13 protein-coding genes are annotated in these 16,212 nt (G+C 69.4%); 9 read left to right on the top strand and 4 right to left on the bottom strand.

Features of this window, described 5'->3' with window-relative positions; all coding sequences use genetic code 11:
* The first annotated feature begins 78 nt into the window (after positions 1–78).
* From ACH4SI_RS32190 to ACH4SI_RS32200, 3 genes are read left to right on the top strand one after another with little or no spacing between them, the layout of a single operon-like run.
* Positions 79–2,049, top strand: a complete 1,971-nt coding sequence (locus ACH4SI_RS32190; protein WP_398301930.1) for an alpha-1,4-glucan--maltose-1-phosphate maltosyltransferase — start codon at positions 79–81, stop codon at positions 2,047–2,049.
* Positions 2,042–3,736 (top strand): maltose alpha-D-glucosyltransferase, encoded by a 1,695-nt coding sequence (gene treS, locus ACH4SI_RS32195; protein ID WP_398301932.1) that lies wholly within the window; start codon positions 2,042–2,044, stop codon positions 3,734–3,736. Before ACH4SI_RS32190 ends, treS begins: the two co-directional genes overlap by 8 nt.
* Complete coding sequence (locus tag ACH4SI_RS32200; protein ID WP_398301934.1) at positions 3,733–5,130, top strand: hypothetical protein; 1,398 nt, start codon at positions 3,733–3,735, stop codon at positions 5,128–5,130. Before treS ends, ACH4SI_RS32200 begins: the two co-directional genes overlap by 4 nt.
* A gap of 79 nt (positions 5,131–5,209) precedes the next feature.
* On the opposite strand, the gene ACH4SI_RS32205 is transcribed toward ACH4SI_RS32200, so the two are convergent.
* On the bottom strand, positions 5,210–5,638 hold the full coding sequence (locus ACH4SI_RS32205) for a nuclear transport factor 2 family protein (protein ID WP_067078126.1): 429 nt from the start codon (positions 5,636–5,638) through the stop codon (positions 5,210–5,212).
* A 91-nt stretch (positions 5,639–5,729) separates the two neighbouring features.
* Entirely contained in the window at positions 5,730–6,626 is an 897-nt protein-coding gene (locus tag ACH4SI_RS32210) for an aldo/keto reductase (protein WP_398301937.1), read from the bottom strand.
* Positions 6,627–6,944: 318 nt separating this feature from the next.
* On the opposite strand from ACH4SI_RS32210, the gene ACH4SI_RS32215 reads away from it, so the two are divergent.
* The 3 genes from ACH4SI_RS32215 to ACH4SI_RS32225 are packed head-to-tail and all read left to right on the top strand — an operon-like array spanning position 6,945 to position 10,013.
* Positions 6,945–8,387, top strand: coding sequence for an ankyrin repeat domain-containing protein (locus tag ACH4SI_RS32215; protein ID WP_398301939.1), 1,443 nt, complete (start codon positions 6,945–6,947; stop codon positions 8,385–8,387).
* Between the two features lie 50 nt (positions 8,388–8,437).
* Positions 8,438–9,376: an NADP-dependent oxidoreductase gene (locus ACH4SI_RS32220; RefSeq protein WP_067078187.1), complete on the top strand. Its 939-nt coding sequence runs from the start codon at positions 8,438–8,440 to the stop codon at positions 9,374–9,376.
* A 13-nt stretch (positions 9,377–9,389) separates the two neighbouring features.
* Positions 9,390–10,013 carry a tautomerase family protein gene (locus ACH4SI_RS32225; protein WP_398301942.1) on the top strand — a complete coding sequence of 208 codons (624 nt, stop codon included), beginning with the start codon at positions 9,390–9,392 and terminating at the stop codon, positions 10,011–10,013.
* A 61-nt stretch (positions 10,014–10,074) separates the two neighbouring features.
* Here ACH4SI_RS32225 and ACH4SI_RS32230 read toward each other — a convergent pair whose 3' ends face one another.
* Both ACH4SI_RS32230 and ACH4SI_RS32235 read right to left on the bottom strand, forming a co-directional pair.
* Entirely contained in the window at positions 10,075–10,509 is a 435-nt protein-coding gene (locus tag ACH4SI_RS32230) for a nuclear transport factor 2 family protein (protein ID WP_067078116.1), read from the bottom strand.
* Positions 10,510–10,836: 327 nt separating this feature from the next.
* Positions 10,837–12,210 (bottom strand): MFS transporter, encoded by a 1,374-nt coding sequence (locus tag ACH4SI_RS32235; protein ID WP_398302284.1) that lies wholly within the window; start codon positions 12,208–12,210, stop codon positions 10,837–10,839.
* Between the two features lie 408 nt (positions 12,211–12,618).
* On the opposite strand from ACH4SI_RS32235, the gene ACH4SI_RS32240 reads away from it, so the two are divergent.
* Genes ACH4SI_RS32240 through ACH4SI_RS32250 form a run of 3 tightly spaced genes read left to right on the top strand, consistent with a single transcriptional unit; the run spans position 12,619 to position 16,207 of the window.
* Positions 12,619–12,927 (top strand): muconolactone Delta-isomerase family protein, encoded by a 309-nt coding sequence (locus ACH4SI_RS32240; RefSeq protein WP_398301944.1) that lies wholly within the window; start codon positions 12,619–12,621, stop codon positions 12,925–12,927.
* 40 nt (positions 12,928–12,967) lie between these two features.
* Entirely contained in the window at positions 12,968–13,660 is a 693-nt protein-coding gene (locus ACH4SI_RS32245) for an EthD family reductase (protein ID WP_067078109.1), read from the top strand.
* 51 nt (positions 13,661–13,711) lie between these two features.
* Positions 13,712–16,207 (top strand): sugar phosphate nucleotidyltransferase, encoded by a 2,496-nt coding sequence (locus ACH4SI_RS32250; protein ID WP_398301947.1) that lies wholly within the window; start codon positions 13,712–13,714, stop codon positions 16,205–16,207.
* Positions 16,208–16,212 lie beyond the last annotated feature (5 nt).

Raw genomic sequence — 16,212 nt, forward strand, 5'->3', positions numbered from 1 at the left:
GTCCGTGGCCCGCCAATTGGGCGCCCGCTCCGCAGAATTGCGGCAGATACCGCAGGTTCTTGTGGAGGGAGTGGAGCATTGACCGGTAGATTTGCTATCACGGACGTGGGGCCGGTGGTGGACGGTGGCAGCTACCCCGCCAAGGCAGTGGTCGGCGAACACGTTCCGGTGACCGCGACCGTGTGGCGTGAGGGCCACGACGCCGTCGCCGCCGGTGTCGTGTGGCGCCACATTGACACCCAAGACACGGTGACGAGAGTGCCCATGGCCCTCACTGACCAGGGCCTGGACCGATGGGAGGCCACCGTCGTCCCAGACCGGGAAGGCATGTGGCTCTACCACGTCGAGGCGTGGGGCGACCCGTGGGCCACCTGGCTCCACACCGTCCGCGCGAAGACAGTGGCTGGCTGGCAGGCGGAACGGCTCGCGGCAGATCTGGAGACCGGGGCACGGCTCCTGGAACGGCTCGCAGCCGAATGCGGCGAGCCGCAGACCCCGCTACTGGCCGCCGCCCGGCTCCGCCGGGACGACCTTGAGCTGCCGCGGCGGCTGGGCCCGGCGCTGGCAGAGGAGATTTCCGCGCTCATCGCCCGGCACCCGCTGCAGGACTTGCTGACTCCGGGAACCGTGCAGCACGTCTGGGTCGACCGCGCCCGCGCGCTGCACGGCGCCTGGTACGAGATGTTTCCCCGCTCAACCGGTGGTACGAACAGCACCGGCTCCCCAGTGCACGGCACCTTCGCCACCGCCGCGAAGGACCTGCCGCGCATCGCCGGCATGGGCTTCGATGTCGTCTACCTGCCGCCGGTGCACCCCATCGGCAGCACCCACCGCAAGGGGCCCAACAACTCCCTGCACGCCGGGCCCGGCGACGTCGGCTCGCCGTGGGCGGTGGGCTCCGCGGACGGCGGCCACGACGCTATACATCCCGCGCTCGGCACTCTGGAGGACTTCGACGCATTCGTAGCCGCCGCCCGAGACCTGGGCATGGAGGTCGCGCTCGACCTCGCCTTCCAGTGCTCGCCGGACCACCCATGGGTCACCAGCCACCCCGAGTGGTTCACCACACGCCCCGACGGCAGCATTGCGTACGCGGAGAACCCGCCGAAGTCCTACGAGGACATCTATCCGCTGAACTTCGACAACGACCCGGACGGCCTGTGGCCGGAGCTGCTGCGGATCACACTGTTCTGGGCCGCCCACGGGGTGCGTGTCTTCCGCGTCGACAATCCGCACACCAAGCCGCCAGCTTTCTGGGACTACCTGATCTGGCGGGTCAAGGACACCTGCCCTGACGCCCTGTTCCTCGCGGAGGCCTTCACCAGGCCGGCCGTGCTCCAGGGGCTGGCCAAGGCCGGCTTCACCCAGTCGTACACTTATTTCACCTGGCGCACATCCAAGCAGGAGCTCACCTCGTACGCGCGCGAACTCGCCGCGGGGGCCGACTTCCTGCGGCCGAACCTCTTCGTCAACACGCCGGACATCCTGCAGCAGTCCCTGCAACTCGGCGGTCCGGCGATGTTCGCCCTGCGGGCCGCGCTCGCCGCCACGCTCTCCCCGGCCTGGGGCGTCTACTCGGGCTACGAACTGTACGAGCACCGGCCGGTGCGCCAGGGCTCCGAAGAGTACCTCGACTCGGAGAAGTACCAACTGCGCCCGCGCGACCACGCTGCTGCCGCGCGCCAAGGCCGCACGCTGGCACCGTGGATCACCCGTCTCAACGAGATCCGGCGCGCCCACCCGGCGCTCCAGCAACTGCGGCGCATCCACTTCCTCGACGTCGACAACGACGGACTGCTCGCCTACGTCAAAACCGATCCGGCTACGGCCGACACGGTCCTTTGCGTGGTCACCCTCAACCCGCACGACGCCGAGAAGGGCACGGTGCGCGGCGCCGTGTCCGCGCTGGCGGCGTCCGCGACGGACGGCCGGCTGGCGCTGCGGGACGAGATCGGCGGAGAAGTGACCGAGTGGAGCGACGACCACGAAGCCGTCGTGGAACCGACCCGCGCGACGGCCCAGATCTGGAGCGTGGTGAGCCATGGCTGAGACGGCCGTCCCCACCGTGTCCGACCAGCCCGACTGGTTCCGGCACGCGGTCTTATACGAAGTGCTGGCCCGCTCCTTCGCCGACAGCGACGGGGACGGCACCGGCGATCTCAGGGGCCTCGCCGACAAGCTGGACTACTTGCGCTGGCTCGGGATCGACTGCCTGTGGCTCCCCCCGATCTTCGCCTCGCCGCTACGAGACGGCGGCTACGACATCAGCGACTACCGCACGGTGCTGCGCGAGTTCGGCCGCATCGACGACTTCGTCGCCCTGCTGGAGGCAGCCCACTCTCGGGGCATCCGGGTCATCATCGACCTGGTCATGAACCACACCTCCGACGCGCACCCGTGGTTCCAGCAATCCCGCAGCGACCCCCTGGGCCCCTACGGCGACTTCTACATGTGGGCCGACGACGACAGCGGCTACCCGCAGGCCCGGATCATCTTCGTCGACACGGAAAGCTCCAACTGGACGTACGACCCGGTGCGCCGCCAGTACTACTGGCACCGATTCTTCTCCCACCAGCCGGACCTCAACTACGACAACCCGCGGGTGCAGGACGCCATGCTCGACGTGCTGCGGTTCTGGCTGGACCTGGGGATCGACGGCTTCCGCTTAGACGCGGTGCCGTACCTGTTCGCGAGGGAGGGCACCGACTGCGAGAACCTGCCCGAGACCCACGCCTTCCTGAAACTCGTACGCAAGGTCGTCGACGACGAGTATCCGGGCCGCGTGCTGCTCGCCGAGGCCAACCAGTGGCCCCGTGACGCCGTGGACTACTTCGGCGACCCGGCAGCCGGCGGGGACGAGTGCCACATGGCCTTCCACTTCCCGCTGATGCCGCGGATCTTCATGGCCGTGCGACAGGAAAGCCGCCTGCCGGTCTCCGACATCCTCGCCGCCACCCCGGACATCCCGGAAGGCAGCCAGTGGGTCATCTTCCTGCGCAACCACGACGAACTGACCCTGGAGATGGTCACCGACGAGGAGCGCGACTACATGTGGGCCCAGTACGCCCAGGATCCCCGCATGCGGGCCAACATCGGCATCCGCAGACGTCTCGCCCCCCTGCTGGACAACGACCGCGACCGGATCGAACTGTGCACCGCGCTGCTGCTGTCGCTACCCGGCAGCCCGATCCTGTACTACGGGGACGAGATCGGCATGGGCGACAACATCTGGCTCGACGACCGGGACGCGGTGCGCACCCCCATGCAGTGGTCGCCGGACCGCAACGCGGGATTCTCCACCGCGGACCCGGGGCGGCTGCGCCTGCCCGTCAACATGGACGCCGTCTACGGCTACCAGTCCGTCAACGTCGAAGCACAGATGAAGACGCCGGCGTCGCTGCTGCACTGGACCCGCCGGATGCTCGCCGTCCGCCGCGCTCACCCCGCCTTCGGGCTGGGCACCTACCGGGAACTGGCCACCTCCAACGACAAGGTCCTCGCCTACGTGCGGGAACACAGGGCGCAGGACGGCACCTGGGACACGGTGGTATGCGTCAACAACTTCGCGGCCTCACCGCAACCGGTCTCACTGCGCCTGCCCGCAGCACCCGGCACGACCCCGGTCGAGCTCACCGGTGGCACCAAGTTCCCCCCGGTCGACGACACGCCCTACCGGCTGACGCTGTCCGGTCACGGCACCTACTGGTTGGCACTCACGGCAGAGGAGGACCGGTGACTGCACTTCCCCTGTCCGTCGCCGCGATGCTGCGTTCAACCGAGGTGGGTCGGGGCCTGGCGACGTGGCTGCCGAAGCAGCGGTGGTTCGCGGGCGGCAGCACCCCGCTCACCGAGGTGAGCGTGCACGGAGTGCACCGGTTCGCCAGCAGCGCCCCCGACGCGGCGTCCACCGGCGCATTCGTCCTGGTTCGCGCCCGGGACGGCGGCGGCGCCGACGAGGAGACCTACCTCGTCCCCCTGGGAGTACGCGACGCCGCAGGCGCCCCGGCTGGCGACGGCGTGGTGGCACACGTCGGTGCCCTCGCCGTCTACGACGCGCTCGACGACCCGGCTCTGGTCAACGCCCTGATCCGGCACACGGTGCAGGGTCGCGCCATGGACGGCGTGCGCTACCGCCCGGAGTCGGGGGTCGGCGCGCCTCCCGGGACAGATCTGGCGGTCCAGCCGCTCGGTACGGAGCAGAGCAACAGCTCAGTCGTCGCGGGGGAGGAATACATCCTCAAGCTGTTCCGGCGGCCGGGGTCCGGCCCCAGCACCGACCTGACGGTGCACCGGCTACTGCGAGACGCCGGATCACCGCACGTCACGCCATTGCTGGGGGCGGTGGAGGACGCAGCAACAGGCGCCACCTTCGCCACCATCCAGCGGTACCTGCCGGACGCGACGGACGGTTGGGCTTTCGCAGTGGCGGCCGCGCAGGGCGACGGCGATCCCTCGCACCGGGACTTCCCGGAGCAGATACGACACCTCGGAGCGGCGGTCGCGGCCGTCCACCGCGACCTGGCCGGGTCGGGCGGCCGGGTGGTCATGGGGCCGGACGACTACCTGCGGATGTCCGAGGGGTTCCTGCGGCGGCTGGAGCGGGCCCTGAAGCAGTGCGCGCAGCTCGAACCGCTGGCGGCACCGCTGCGGGAGACCTTCGCGTCAGTCGCGGCCCTGCGTCCGGCCGAGGCCGGGATCGCCCACCCAATCCACGGCGACCTGCACCTGGGACAGACGTTGCGGACCGGCACCGGATGGCTGCTGCTCGACTTCGAGGGCGAGCCGCTGGCGGACCCTGCGGAACGGGCCGGCCGCCACTCCCCCCTGCGGGACGTGGCCGGCATGCTCCGGTCCTTCGACTACGCCGCCCACCAGGCCGCGGCCGAGCAGCCAGCGCCGGACGGGGTCGAGGAGGACCGCGCCCGGTGCTGGGCGCTGCGGACCCGTCGGGAGTTCCTGCAGGGCTACACCGCAGGCAGGCCGCTCGACTCCGGTCCGCGCGCGCTTCTGCGTGCCTGCGAACTTGACAAAGCCGTGTACGAAGTGCTCTATGAGACCCAGCACCGGCCACTTTGGGCGTGGATACCGCTGGGGGCGCTGCAGCAGGAGCTGGCGGCCGCGCCGGGTTAGGACCGCGGGAGCCCGCGGTCGCCGGCGCCGGATACCTGGCGTCAGCGACCGCGGGCTCCCGCGGCGCTGGGAGGGACACTCAGGCCAGGCGGTCGGGCAGCGCCGCGAGGCTGAAGTTGGACCACACGAAGGAGTCCATCTGGTGCTGGTCGCCGCTGAGGTTGATGACGCGGTCAACCTTGCCGTCGGAACCGAAGTGCCAGACCAGGGCCCAAATGGTGTCGACCTTGCCGACGCCCTCTGTGGACCAGCCGCGGTGCACGTCGACGACGTACTCCTCGTTGGCGCCCAGGAAGAGCGGATCGGCCTGGAAGCCGGTCTTGCCGAGCTGCTCGAAGAAGGAGCGCACCTCGGGGATGCCGTGCTTGGTGCCCGCGAGCGGGTGGTGGCCGGGAATCGTCCACTCAATGTCCTGGGACAGGACCTGGGCGATGCCGTCCACGTCGTTGGCCGCGTACGCGGTGAAGAAGCGCTCGACGGCTTCGATCTTAGGATCCTTGGTGCTCACAGTTCCTCCATGAGAATGTCGATCGGGGTGGTGGGTGGTCCGATGGGCTCGTGCGCCCGGGGCCGGGGGTGGCCCCGGGCGGCGGTTCGGTTCAGACGGCCTTGGCCAGCCGAGCGAGTTGGTCCTGCGTCAACCTGACGTCCGCCGCGGCCTGGTTCTCCTCCAGGTGGGCCAGCGACCTCGTCCCCGGGATCGGCAGGACGCACGGGGACCGGTGCAGCAGCCAGGCGAGCGCGACCTGCCCCGGCGTCGCACCGGTCTCGTCGGCGACCTCTGCCAGCGGCCCGGCCGGGCTCGCGTGAGCACCGACCGCCAGCGGGAAGTAGGCAAGGAAGGCGATGTCCCGGGCAGCGCAGTACTCAACGACGGACTCGTTGTCGCGGTCCGCGACGTTGTACCGGCTCTGGACCGCGGAGACGGGGGCGATGCGTGCGGCCTCCTCGATCTCCTTAACCGTCACCTCGCTGAGCCCGATGTGCCGCACCTTGCCCTCCTCCCGCAGTTCGCCGAGGGCGCCGATCTGCTCTGCGAGCGGCACCTGGGGGTCGACGCGGTGCAGGAACAGCAGGTCCAGGTGGTCCACCTTGAGCCGGCGAAGGCTCAGTTCCGCCTGCTGCTTGAGGTATTCCGGGCGCCCCAGCGGAACCCACTCGTGCGGCGAGGGACGGACGACGCCCGTCTTGGTGGAGAGGACCGTGCCGCTGTGATAGGGGAAGAGGGCAGACGCGATCAGTTCCTCGTTGGCTCCCACGCCGTACGAGTCGGCCGTGTCTACGAGGTCGACGCCGAGTTCCACCGCCCGTCTCAGCACGGCCCGGGCGTTCTCGGGATCGTCTGGCCCGGACCAGATGAGAGATTGGCTGCTGGATCCGGATCCCTCGGCAAGCCGCATGGCTCCAAATCCGAGCCGGTTGACCGTGAGATTTCCGCCAATCGAGAACGTACGCGCGGCCGCGGCGCCGCACGGCTCAGTGGGCATCTGCTCCATGCGCCCGACTATAGAACGCCGTCGAGGGAGGACCGAATCGTCGCGGAGACTTCGCCAAGTCGCCCCATACGGAAGGCCGCAGGGATGGACGACTTGGCAGACAAAGTCAACTCCTGTATGTAGAAGGGCCCTTGTTGCCGATGATGGGCACGCGCCGAATCGCCGCCTAGCCTCAGAAAGGTCAGGCGGTCAACGAATTCCCCTTCCGCGAAACGCGTACGGCCTACGGAGAGCTCCGTCGCCGGCCCACACCGGATGGGCGGGATTCCCCTTCCCTCTTCTCTCTCACGGCCCAGGCCGTGCTTTCGGAGGTTTCCCATGGACAGCGAGCAGACGCGCGCCATTCTTGAGGAGTGGTTCGACGCAATCGGCCGGGGCGACGGCGAGAAGATCATTGCCTCGCTTTCCCCATCCATCGTCTTCGAGCTTCCGAAGGACAAGTGGAATGCGGTGATCGGCTACCTCGGCACGCACGTCGGGCGCAACGCCGTCGCCGAGGCGTTCCGCGTCCGCGCCGAGACCACCGAGGTGCTCCAGTACGAGCTCCGGGAGCTCGTGGTGGACGGCGGGACCGCCTACGCGCGGATCTACACCAAGGCCCGGCACACCCGCACCCTCGTGCCCTTCGAAATCGAGGACAGCCACCGCCTGGAACTCGACGAGCAGGGCCGGATCGCCCGCTGGAAAGTCTGGTTCGACCCCAACGGGGAGGTGGCGGCGTTCACCGCCGACCGGGACGTGCGCCTGCTCGACGCGGTGCGGCAGGGCTCGCTGAACGAGGCCTGTGCCCTCCTGGAGATCGGCGCGGACCCTGATTTCCGCGACCCGGCCTCCGGGCTGACTGTCCTGCAGACGGCCGCCGGGCTCGGTCACGCCGACCTGGTGCGCACCTTGATCGAAGCGGGTGGCGACGTGTACACCACCGACGGCCGAGCTGGCGGGACGGCCCTGCACAAGGCAGTGCAGGGCGGCGACCTGGCGACGGTGACCGTCCTGGTGGAGGCGGGGAGCTTCGTCGACGCCGTGGCCCCCACCACCGGGCACACCCCCCTGATGGACGCGCTCTGGTACAAGTGGCCCGATGTCGTGGGCTACCTGCTCGCACAGAACGCCGGTCTCGGGCTGTCCACGCATTACGGGTTCTCGATGCGGGAGCACTTCGAGTACGAGCTCAACGTCAACACACGTGGCAAGGAGAAGCTGCTCGAGGCCGAGCGGCTCCTGAGGGAGCGCACCGAGAACGATGAGCGCCGCTCCGCCGAGCACGCCCTGCTGGCCGCAGTCAACGCAAGCGACATCCACACAGTCCGGGGCCTGCTGCGCGAGGGCACCGATGTCGACCGGCGCTTCCCGGTAGTCAACGGTTTCAACGACGCGCACACCGCGCTGCTCGTCGCCGCCCGGGACGGGCACACCGAGATGGTCCGCGTGCTGATCGCGGCGGGCGCCGACGTCAACGCCACCGAGCCGACCTTCGGCGCGGTTCCGCTGCACAAGGCGGTCTACAACGGCCACGCCGACATCACCCGACTGCTGGTCAAGGCCGACGGTATCGACCTCGACTTCCAGGGCGCCACGAACGGCTACACGCCGTTGCACGACGCCCTGTGGCACGGATACGAGGACTGTGCCGACGTGCTGATCAAGGCGGGGGCCCGGCTGGACTTGGTCGGTCATGACGGGAAGACCCCGCGTGACATCGCGGTCGACTCCTTCGGGCTGGACCACCGCCTGGTCAAGGTCCTGGACCAGCGCTCCTGAGCCAGCCCGGGAAGACGGAAGAGAGGGAGAAGGGCACCATGGCCATGACCATGCGAGCGGTTCGCCAGCACTCATTCGGAGGCCCGCAAGTGCTGCGGATCGACAGGGCGCCCCGGCCGGAACCACTGTGGACGGAGGCCCTTGTGCGGGTTCACGCCGCTGGCGTGAACCCGGTGGACGGCAAGACCCGCGAGGGCGGCGGCATCTCGTCTGCGCAAGGCGGCCTGCCGATGACCCTGGGCTGGGACGTCTCGGGAGTGGTGGAGGAGGTCGGCTCCGGCGTGACCCGCTTCGCCCCGGGCGATGAGGTGTACGGGATGGTCAACTTCCCACGCGTCGGAGCCGGTTACGCCGAGTACGTGGCCGTGGACTCCGGCCAGCTCTGCCACAAGCCGGAGTCGTTGGACCACACGGAGGCCGCTGCGCTGCCACTGGCGGCGCTGACGGCCTGGCAGAGCCTGGTGCACGTGGGTGGCACGGGCCCCGGTTCCAGGGTCCTGGTGCACGGCGCTGCCGGCGGACTGGGGCACCTGGCAGTGCAGATAGCCCGCGCGCGCGGCGCCGCGTACCTATACGGCACGGTGCGCGGGGACGCCTCGGCGTTGCGGGCCATGGGGCTGGACGAGCCGATCGACTACACCCGGGCCCGTTTCGAAAACGCCGCGCACGACGTGGACGTGGTGATCGACACGGTGGCCGGGGAGTACGGCCTGCGCTCGCTGGACACGATGCGTCCCGGCGGTGTACTCGTCTCGCTGCCGGAGCCGCCCGAGCTGCGGGCCGTGCGCGAGGCGAAGCGGCGTGGTCTGCGCGCGGTGTCCCTGACTGTCGAGGCCGACCGCACCGATCTGGAGTCGATCACCGCTCTGGTCGACGCGGGAGCTCTGCGGCCGGTGCTGGCGGAGGTGCTCCCGCTCGAACAGGCCGCGAAGGCGCACGAACTGATCGAGTCCGGCCATGTCCACGGCAAGATCGTCCTGACGGTCTGAGAGGAGAGCCATCGTGCCGATCATTCGCGTCAGCCTGCTCGAGGGCTGGACCATGGAACAGAAGGCGCAGGTCGCACGGGAGCTGACGGAGTCCCTGGTCTCCGTGCTCGGCGAGGTGTCCCGTCCCTACATCTATGCCGTGGTGGACGAGATGCAGGCCGGCGCCGTCGCCTTCGGAGGCAACGTCATCACCGACGAGATGAATCGCGAGGCCTTGGCCACCTCCGCCCTTCAGCACCAGAAGGCGGTCAACGCCCGGCGAACCGAGGAGGCATACGCCGCGCTGGCGAGCGGGGACCGGCAGCTCATCGGGCGGTACTGGGACGACGACGTGACCTGGTCGGTGCCCGGCAGCCACCCGCTGGCGGGTGTCAAAAAGGGCGTCAGCGAGCTGCTTGCCTTCCGCGCCATCCAGGAACGGCTCACCGGCGGTACGTTCCGCGCCGAACGCGGACGCCCCCTGGTCGACGGTGCGACGGTGGTAGTGCGCCTGCGGGAAGCGGCGGTGCGCGGGACGGGCCGCAGCCTGGCGGTCGACGCGCTGCACACCCTGGAGTGGGCGAACGGGCGCATAGTCTCCGGGGGGGAGGCGTTCGCTGGCACCGCGGCCGCAGAGAACGACGCCTTCTGGGACTGACCGACCACCGTGCCACAGGGAAGGGGGCGCCGCCGTAGGGGCGGCGCCCCCTTCGGCCGGTTCAGGTTCGGGGCGGATCCTGCAGGCGTCCCGGGTTGAAGTACTCCACGAAACGGCGGATCCGTCCGGTGGTGTCGAACTCGAAGATGCCGACGTTCTCGTTGCGGTAGGTGCCCGCGTCCGCGAGTTCGCCGTGCGGGAACCAGCGTGCGAGGAACCGGGCAGGGTCCAGCAGCGGATGGATCTCCGTGGCCGGGTAGCGGAGCCTCACGTATTTGGCGGCCTCGGCCGTGTAGTAGCGATGCAGAGCCTCGCGGCCGCGGAGGGCGCGCGCGGCTGGCTCGGCGGCATAGGGGGCGAGCACTTCGCAGTCCGGGGCCCACAGTTCGATCCAGGCGTCGATGTCGAGGGCCTCCAGCAGCCGGAAGTAGGCAGTGAGGGCGTTGCTGTTGCGGGCCCGTATCTCCTCGTCGGTGCTCGTGGCGGAGTTCTGCATCGCGATTCCTCTCAGCGCGCGGGTTTCTATGCCGCCGTGTGGCCGGCGTCGGCGTGTGCTCCGCGCCGCCCGTCACGCGCCCGGGCGCGTGGCGGGCGGGCGGGCGCTCGACCCAGCAAACCAGCGTCCGACGGAGCGGTCCTGGGGCCGCCGGATTCCTGCGGACACTGTGGCGAGTCGTCCGAGTCGCACGCCGCGCGGGCGTGCCCGCCCTCGGTCGTGACGTGCCGACGGCCCCGCCCGGAGGAGAGCCGGGTGGGGCCACAAGGGGAGACGTCGGCAGCACCGCACGCGCCCCGGATGCGGCCGACGGGTATGCTGGAGGTTTTAGCTGGCCGCGGCCACCGGGCGGCGCAGGCAGACCACCGCCAGCACGGCACCGGCGAGGCAGACGATCCCCGCAGTCAGCATGGCCGTGTGCAGGCCGCCGAGCGTGGCCAGGGTGGAGGTCGTCGTGGCGGCCAGGGCCTTGCTGCGCGCGGTGACGATCGCGGCGAGACCAGCGGTGCCGATGGCTCCGAGGAACTGCGGCAACTGCGATAGTCCGCCAGCGACGCCCTGCTCGTCGTCCCGCAGGCCCGACGTCATGGTGGTGATGAACGAGACCACGGTCAGTACATGCCCGAAGCCCATCGCGCCGGAGGTGACCAGGAGTAGCGCCAGGCCGCCGTGCGCCGGCAGGAGGAACATCAGCACCGTGCCGACGCCTTGTACGAACAGGCCGGTGAACATCGTCGCCACCTTGCCGAGGCCCTCTATGATCCGGGCGGCGAGCATGCCGGCGATGAGGGCGGTGAGCCCCTCCGCGAGGAATCCGGCACCGGTGGCGAGCGCCGAGTAGCCCAGTACGTCCTGCATGTAGAGGCTGAGCAGGACCGACGTGCCGCCGCACATGCCCAGAGTGATGAAGCCCAGCAGTCCGCTCCACTTGACGGTCGGCCTGTTCAGCAGAGCCAGCGGGATCAGCGGGTCCGGGTGCCGCCGCTCCACCAGCAGGAACGCCGACAGCGCTACGATGGCGAGAGCGAGCGACGCCACGGTGGACGCGCTGCCCCAGCCAGCCTGGGCGCCGGTGGAGATGCCGTACACAAGGGCGAACAGCCCGACAATCGCCAGGACTGCGCCCGGGATGTCCAGCCGGGCTCGGGATCGCACGTCGGTGCGGGGCAGCAGGGCGAGCGCGCCAGCCAGCACCAGGGCGCCGATGATCACGAGGATCAGCATGGTCCAGCGCCAGCTCAGGCCACTGGTGATCACTCCGCCGCCGAGCGTGCCGACGACGAAGCCGAGGGAGAGCACGGCGCCGTTGATACCGAGGGCCCTGGTACGGCGCGGGCCCTCGGGAAAGACCGTCGTCATCAGCGCGATCGCCGTGGGCGCGATCATCGAGGCAGCCACACCCTGTCCCACCCGCGCGGCAATCAGCATCGCCGGCCCGATCGCCAGCCCGGCGAGCAGGGAGAACACCACGAAGAGGGCGACGCCCGCGGTGAACAATCGGCGGCGGCCGACCATGTCGGATACCCGGCTGAACAGCGGCAGCAGGCTCGCAGTCGGCAGCAGGCACGCCGTTGACACCCACTGGAGCGACCCGGTGTCGGTGAAGTGCAGGCCTTGGCCGATCTCAGGCAGGGCGACGGTGACCACCGAGTAGTCCAGCCCTGTCATGAAGGTCGCGCCGCAGAGGGTGAACAGGACCAACCAGCCCCTGACTCCGAGGCTGTCCGTCGTCGCCTCCTCTCTGGAGGACGCGTGCTGTGCATCGGTTACCGCCATCGGAACGCCTCTCGCACGGAATCGTCGGGCCGTCTCGGCCCGACACCGGACAGGTCTCCAGACTGGGGCGGACCGACCGCGCTACCCAGACTCCTGCTGGGGGTACACCTGGCAGGTGCAGGATCCGGGGCCGGTTCTTCGGAAACGGACCGCGCCCTGTTCATCGGGCCGGCTCCGGCAAGCCGTTCAAAACTCACTGCGTCAACTTGCCAAGGAATACTCGGCTTTAGTTCCCTTGCTTTTCCGCCGAGCACCCGGTGCGGTTACATCGACAGGGTCCGGCGGGCCCCTTCGGGAATCCCGCTGACCTCCGCGACCCGACCGGGAGTCATCATGCTTTTCTACGTCCAGATGAAATGGAAGCACGAAGGCCGTATCACGCTCGACGAGTTGTGGGAGATCGAGCAGGAAGAGGCCGAACACGCACAGGAGACCGTCAACTCGGGCTTTTGTGTCGGTATCTGGAAGGTTGCGGCGCAGAAGCGTGTCATCGCCATCATCGATTCCCCGGACGCCGAGGAACTCGACCGGACCGCACTCGGCCGGCTCCCCATGCGCGAATTCCTCGAATTCGAAGAAGTGTGGCCGCTGCGCGACTATCTCGGATTCGCGGACGACGTCAAGCGCCGTTACCGCGTCTGACCCTGCACGGCGCTCCCACCTATCCAGGGAAGGAAAAGCGATGATCCATCAGCTCATTTTCGCCGCGCCCAAGCCCGGCATGACCAAGGAGGAGTTCCACCGCTACTGGGTGGAGGAGCATGCGGTCCGCTTCGCCAGCAAGATCCCTCAGATCAGGAAGTACGCCGTCGACACGAGCCTTGACGTGGCTGGCGTCGGCGAGCCGCTCTGGAACGGCATCGCCGAGATCTGGCTGAAGAACGAGGAGGAGCAACTGGCTTCCCTTCAGACCCCGGAGTTCCTGCAGGGCGCGCGGCTCGACGAGCCCAACTGGGCGGCGTTCTGGCGCACGGTGGTGCTGGACACCGACACCGACGTCGTCGTTCCGGGCGAGCCGGAGAACACCGTGCAGCCCGGCGTCAAGCTCGTGCTGCTGGCGAAGCGGCGCGAAGGCATGAGCCGTGAGGAGTTCCGGCGGCACAACCGCACCGCCCACGCCCCGCTGGTCGCCCGGATCCCCGGGCTCACCCGCTACTACCAGTCGTTCACCCGGGACTCCTGGTACGGCATCAGCGAGCCGCCCTTCGACGCCGCCTACCACCTCTGGTTCGACAGCCCCACCATTCTCGAGGCCGCGCTGAAGTCCACCCAGTACGCAGCCGTGGAGGCCGACTTCAAGGATTTCGTCAACGAGCAGTACCTGCACTCCATGGCCGTCCGGGAGCACTGGGTTCTCGGCCCCGAACCGCGCTGACCGTCCACGTCCCGTCCGAGTGAGCCCGTATCGACCGAGGAGTCCCACGTCGTGAAAGCCGTCGTGATGGCCGGCGGCGAAGGAACCCGCCTTCGCCCCATGACCTCCAACCTCCCCAAGCCCCTGCTGCCGGTGGGCGACCGTCCCGTCATGGAGCATGTGCTGCAGCTGTTGAAGAGCCATGGGATACACGACGTCGTGGTCACCGTGCAGTTCCTCGCCGCGCTGATCGAGAACCATTTCGGTGACGGCACGGAACTGGGCGTGCGGCTCGCCTACGCCCACGAGGACCGTCCCCTGGGCACGGCCGGAAGTGTCAGGAACGCCCGGCGTGCCTTGGGCGAGGGCACCTTCCTGGTCGTCTCGGGAGACGCTCTGACCGACATCGACCTGACTCGCGCGGTCCAGTTCCACCGGGAGAAGGGCGCGCTGGTGACGGTGTGCCTGACCCGGGTCGCCGACCCATTGGAGTTCGGGATCACGGTCCTGGACGGCGAGGGCCGGGTCGAGCGCTTCCTGGAGAAGCCCACTTGGGGCCAGGTGTTCACGGACACTGTCAACACGGGCATCTACATCATGGAACCTGCAGTGCTGGACCATGTCCGGGAAGGCGAGTCGGTCGACTGGTCGAAGGACGTCTTTCCTCGGCTGCTGGCCGAGGGCCGTCCGGTGTACGGCTACGTCGCCGACGGCTACTGGGAGGACATCGGCAGCCACGACAGCTACGCCGCCGCGCAGGCCGACCTCCTCGACGGCAAGGTGCGCGCCGAGCTGGCCGGCTTTGACCTGGCCCCGGGGATCCGGGTGGGTGAGGGCGCCGAAGTCCACCCAGAGGCGGTGCTCACCGCGCCCGTGTACATCGGTCCGCACTCCCGCATCGAGGCTAAGGCCGAGATCGGCCCGCACACCGTCGTCGGCCGTGGCAGCGTCGTCGGGGCCCGGGCCGTCGTGGAACGCAGCACCCTCCACGAGAACGTCTACGTCGGCCCGGGAGCGCTGCTGACGGGCAGTGTGCTCGGCAGGTACAGCGCCGTGATGGCCGGCGCTCGGCTGGAGCCCTCGGTCGTCGTGGGGGATCACAGCATCATCGGCAGGAACGCGATCGTCGCGTGCGGGGTGCGGATCTATCCTTCCAAGACCATCGACGAGGCCGCCCGCGTCAACTCCTCAGTAGTCTGGGAGAACCGTGCCCAGGCCTCGCTGTTCGGTCCCCGCGGTGTCGGAGGGATCCTCAACGTCGACGTGACACCCGAGATCGCCGTCCGACTCTCCGCCGCCTACGCCAGCACACTGCGCAAGGGCGACACCGTCGTCCTGGGTAGCGACCACTCCCGCGGCGCCCGCGCCCTGGCGCAGTGCATCGCCTCGGCCCTGCAAACCGGCGCAGTGGACGTCCGGGACCTGCGCAGCACGGCGCTGCCCGTGCTGCGCCAGCAGAGTCTGCTGACCGCCTCGAACGGCGTCTACGTGCGCACGGCCCCCGGCGAACCGAATTCCGTCGAGATTCTCTTCGTCGACTCCACCGGTGCGGACCTGTCCGAGTCGGCACAGCGTTCACTCGACCGGGTCTACGCCCGCCAGGACTACCGTCGGGCGTTCCCCGGTGAGATCGGCTCCCTCATCCATCCCGCCGGGACCCTCGAAACCTACGCCGAGGCGCTGGCCGGGACGGGGGGTGACACGCTCCCGGCCGCAGGCCTCAAGGTCGTCGTCGATGCGGGACACGGAGCGGCCGCCCACGTGCTGCCAGCACTGCTCGGCCGGCTCGGTGTCGAGGCGCTGGTCGTCAACACTGGCATCAAGGACAGCAGGCCCACCGAGACGGCCGAGACACGCGCGGAAGACCTGACCCGACTCGGCGAGCTCGTCGTCTCCTCCAAGGCGGCCCTCGGGGTCCGCTTCGACTCCGTCGGCGAACGTCTCACCCTCGTCAACGACCTGGGCGACTGTGTGAACGACGCCCAGACCGCGCTGATCCACCTGGAGCTCGCGGCCCGGTGGCACGGCGGCGGGCGCATCGTGCTCCCGGTGAGCATGTCACGCGCGGCGGAGGGGATCGCAGCGCGCCACGGCGCGACCGTCCACTGGACGGGCACCTCCCGAGCCGCCCTGACCAAGGAGGCCGCCGACCCCGCCACTATCCTCGCCGTCGACGGCGCGGGCGGCTTCATCGTGCCCGGCACCGGCGTCCCGTTCGACGCGGCAGCGGCCTTCACCGACCTGGTCCGCTATCTGGCCGGCCTGTCCGAGTCCCTCAGCCGCATCGAGTCCGGCCTCCCCGACAGCCACGTGATGTGCCGGGAAATCGCCACCCCCTGGTCCGTCAAGGGCGCCGTCATGCGCGGCGTGGCCGAATCGCTCGGTGATCGGGTGCTGGACACCACGTCTGACGGCGTGCGCATCGTGGAGCCCGACGGGGGCTGGGCTCTCGTCCAGCCCGACGCGGTGCACGCGGTGACCCGGATCTGGGCGGAGGGCGCGACCCGCGACGCCTCGCAGCGTCTGCTGGACCAGTGGGCCGAGCACGTCGAGGCGGCCACCGTCTGAGAACC

The organism is Streptomyces sp. NPDC021212, from assembly GCF_044332925.1.
GTDB lineage: Bacteria > Actinomycetota > Actinomycetes > Streptomycetales > Streptomycetaceae > Streptomyces.

What these genes read in the sequence shown, in the direction of transcription:
- ACH4SI_RS32240 (WP_398301944.1), top strand. Translation starts at nt 12,619, where the DNA reads ATGCTTTTCTACGTCCAGATGAAATGGAAGCACGAAGGCCGTATCACG.
- ACH4SI_RS32215 (WP_398301939.1), top strand. Translation starts at nt 6,945, where the DNA reads ATGGACAGCGAGCAGACGCGCGCCATTCTTGAGGAGTGGTTCGACGCA.
- treS (WP_398301932.1), top strand. Translation starts at nt 2,042, where the DNA reads ATGGCTGAGACGGCCGTCCCCACCGTGTCCGACCAGCCCGACTGGTTC.
- ACH4SI_RS32210 (WP_398301937.1), bottom strand. Translation starts at nt 6,626, where the DNA reads ATGGAGCAGATGCCCACTGAGCCGTGCGGCGCCGCGGCCGCGCGTACG.
- ACH4SI_RS32245 (WP_067078109.1), top strand. Translation starts at nt 12,968, where the DNA reads ATGATCCATCAGCTCATTTTCGCCGCGCCCAAGCCCGGCATGACCAAG.
- ACH4SI_RS32220 (WP_067078187.1), top strand. Translation starts at nt 8,438, where the DNA reads ATGCGAGCGGTTCGCCAGCACTCATTCGGAGGCCCGCAAGTGCTGCGG.
- ACH4SI_RS32230 (WP_067078116.1), bottom strand. Translation starts at nt 10,509, where the DNA reads ATGCAGAACTCCGCCACGAGCACCGACGAGGAGATACGGGCCCGCAAC.